At 66.5% G+C, this 2,868-nt stretch carries 2 protein-coding genes; one reads left to right on the forward strand and one right to left on the reverse strand.

All coding sequences use genetic code 11. The features are described 5' to 3' along the window. Window positions 1-25: 25 nt before the first annotated feature. Entirely contained in the window at window positions 26-604 is a 579-nt protein-coding gene (locus SAS01S_RS21785; RefSeq protein ID WP_066813297.1) for an NADPH-dependent FMN reductase, read from the reverse strand. Between the two features lie 128 nt (window positions 605-732). Here SAS01S_RS21785 and SAS01S_RS21790 point away from each other — a divergent pair, with 128 nt between their 5' ends. Then, entirely contained in the window at window positions 733-2,853 is a 2,121-nt protein-coding gene (locus tag SAS01S_RS21790; protein ID WP_066813299.1) for a transglycosylase domain-containing protein, read from the forward strand. Window positions 2,854-2,868 lie beyond the last annotated feature (15 nt).

Genomic DNA, 2,868 nt, shown 5'->3' on the forward strand with positions numbered 1-2,868 from the left:
TTTCGCGGGGATGACGGTCTAGGATCTAACTACTCGTCCGCTCGACCAACGGCGCGAACCGCGCCACCTGCCGCCCGATCAGGCACAATTGCTCGACCACCGCCGGATCGGTCGCACCTCCTTGGCCATCGAATTGCGTGACCTGGGTGTTAATCGCAGCGGCGAACGGCGTTGGCCAGCCGCGTAGCGCGTGGACGATCGAGCGCAACGCAGCGATCGTCGATCCCGTCGCCTGCCAGCCATAAGCCGTCGCGATCAGCCCGACCGGCATGTCGGCGAGGTATGGCCGCGCGTCCTTGGCCGTCTCCTCGAGCAGATCAAGCGCATTCTTGACCACACCCGACAGGCTGCCGTGATAGCCCGGGCTGGCGATGATCACGCCCGACGCCTTGCGCACCGCATCGACGAATTCGCGCTCCTGCGACGTCCGCGAGGTCGCGCGCGGGTCGTAGAGCGGCAGCCGCGCCATATCCTCGCCACCGAACAGCCGCGTGGCGAATCCCTCGCGCTCGACCGCATCGAGTGAAATCCTGAGTGCGCGTTCGGTCGACGATACCGCGCCGATCGTCCCCCCGATTCCGACGATCAACGGTTTATCCGGCATCCCAGCTCCTTCGCCACGTAGTGTCCCGCGATAGCCTCCCTGCGCGCGATCTGCTACAGCGGCATTGCAGGGTCTGTGTTATTCGAGTAATACGCCAATTGGTCCGGTGGGCCGTGTGGAAGTTATGGATGCGCGACGACCCCATTGACGGCAGCCGACGACCCGACCCGCGCTGGGGCGCGCATTCGGCCTATCTCGACGATTATCTGAGCCAGGCGGCGACCGCTGTTCCCGCTCAGGCGCAGCCTGCCGGTACGCCGGCCGAGGCTGCCCCAGGCTACACCACCAACCTCCCCGTCATCCGCAAGAAGCGCCGCTGGGGCCGCATCATCGTGCGGACGATGGCGGCATTCGTCGTGCTGTTCGTGATCCTGGTCGGCTGGCTCGCAATCACCGCGCCGCTGTCCAAATCGTTGCAGCCGCCCACCCCGCCCTCGGTGACCCTGCTCGCTGCCGATGGCACGCCGATCGCGCGGCGCGGCGCGACGGTCGACAAGCCGGTCGATGCGTCGAAATTGCCCAAATACGTGCCGGGCGCGTTCATCGCGATCGAGGACCGCCGTTTCTATTCGCATTGGGGAGTCGATCCCTGGGGCATCATGCGCGCGATGGCGCACAATGTGATGGCCGGCGGCGTGCGCGAAGGCGGCAGCACGATCACCCAACAGCTCGCCAAGAACGCCTTTCTCGATTCGGACCGCACCGCCGGACGCAAATTGCGCGAGGCGCTGATCGCCTTCTGGCTCGAAGCGTGGCTGTCGAAGAACGAGATCCTGTCGCGCTATCTGTCCAACGTCTATTTCGGCGACAACGTCTATGGCCTGCGCGCCGCCTCGCTCCATTATTTCAATGTCGAGCCCGAGCGGTTGAGCGTCAGCCAAGCAGCGATGCTGGCTGGGCTGGTCAAGGCGCCGTCCAAGCTGGCACCGACCGGCAATCTGCGCGGCGCTCAGGATCGGGAGAAGGTAGTGCTCGGCGCGATGGTCGCGGCCGGGACCCTGACCAAGGATCAGGCCGATGTGCGGCTGGCCTCGGTCCGTGTGCGACCAGTCAAGGAATTGCCCGACGGTACCTATTTCGCCGATTGGGTGCTGCCCGAGGCGCGCGATACGCAGGGCGATCTCAGCCAGGAAACCAAGGTCGTCACCACGCTTGAACCGCGACTGCAAAAGGCCGCCGAACGCGCGGTCAAGCGCGCGGGTCTGCGCCAGGCGCAAGTCGCGATCGTCGCGATGCGCCCCGATGGCCGCGTCGTCGCGATGGTCGGCGGCAAGGATTACAAGACCAGCCCGTTCAACCGCGCCACCCAGGCGCGACGCCAGCCGGGATCGACCTTCAAGCTGTTTGTTTACCTCGCGGCGATGCGTGCGGGGATGACTCCTGACGATATGGTCGAGGACGAACCCATCACGATCGGCGGCTGGAGCCCCAAGAACAGCGACGGCAAATACGAGGGCCAGATCACCCTGCGCCGTGCCTTCCAGAAATCGAGCAACGTCGCCGCCGCCCGGCTGATCCAGAAGATCGGCATCGACAACGTCATCAGGGCGGCACGCGACCTCGGCATCTCGACGCCGATCGCGCACGACGCGTCGATCGCGCTCGGCACCTCGACCGGGTCGCTACTCGAACTGACCAGCGCCTTCGCGGCGATCGCCGGCGACGGCTATCCGGTCAGTGCGCGCGGCATCGAGGCGACCGAGGGCAAGGCCTGGTATTCGAACATTGTCGGCGGGCCGCGCTCGCTCGGCGGCAATATCCGCGACGAGATGCTCGACCTGCTGTCCTCCTCGACCGATGGCGGCACCGGGCGGCAGGCGGCGTTGTCGGTCCCGACCTATGGCAAGACCGGGACGACGCAGGACAATCGCGACGCCTTGTTCGTCGGCTTTGCCAAGGACCTGGTCGTCGGCGTGTGGGTCGGCAATGACGACAACACTCCCAATGCCGGCCTGTCGGGCGGCGGCATTCCGGCGCGGGTGTGGAAGGACTTCATGCAGAACGCGCTGGGCATCGCCCCGCCACCGCCGCCGGTCGTCCCGGCGACGGTCGATGACAATGCGACCGATGGCGACGAGGACGGGACCATGATCGATCCTGGTACCGGCCCACTGCCGGTCGAGGGCAATATCTCCGGGCTGGGCGTCAATCTGCAGGTCAAGCGCGACGGCACCTTGCGCCTGTCGCCGGCACCCGACCCCGGCGACCGCCCGCCGCGCCCGCCGAATGAGGATGACGAGGGGCGGTAGGCTCTAGCCCCGATT

The sequence above is a fragment of the Sphingomonas asaccharolytica NBRC 15499 genome (genome assembly GCF_001598355.1).
Lineage (GTDB): Bacteria > Pseudomonadota > Alphaproteobacteria > Sphingomonadales > Sphingomonadaceae > Sphingomonas > Sphingomonas asaccharolytica.

Coding starts and splice junctions, on each gene's coding strand:
- SAS01S_RS21785 (WP_066813297.1), bottom strand. CDS start 604: ATGCCGGATAAACCGTTGATCGTCGGAATCGGGGGGACGATCGGCGCG.
- SAS01S_RS21790 (WP_066813299.1), top strand. CDS start 733: ATGCGCGACGACCCCATTGACGGCAGCCGACGACCCGACCCGCGCTGG.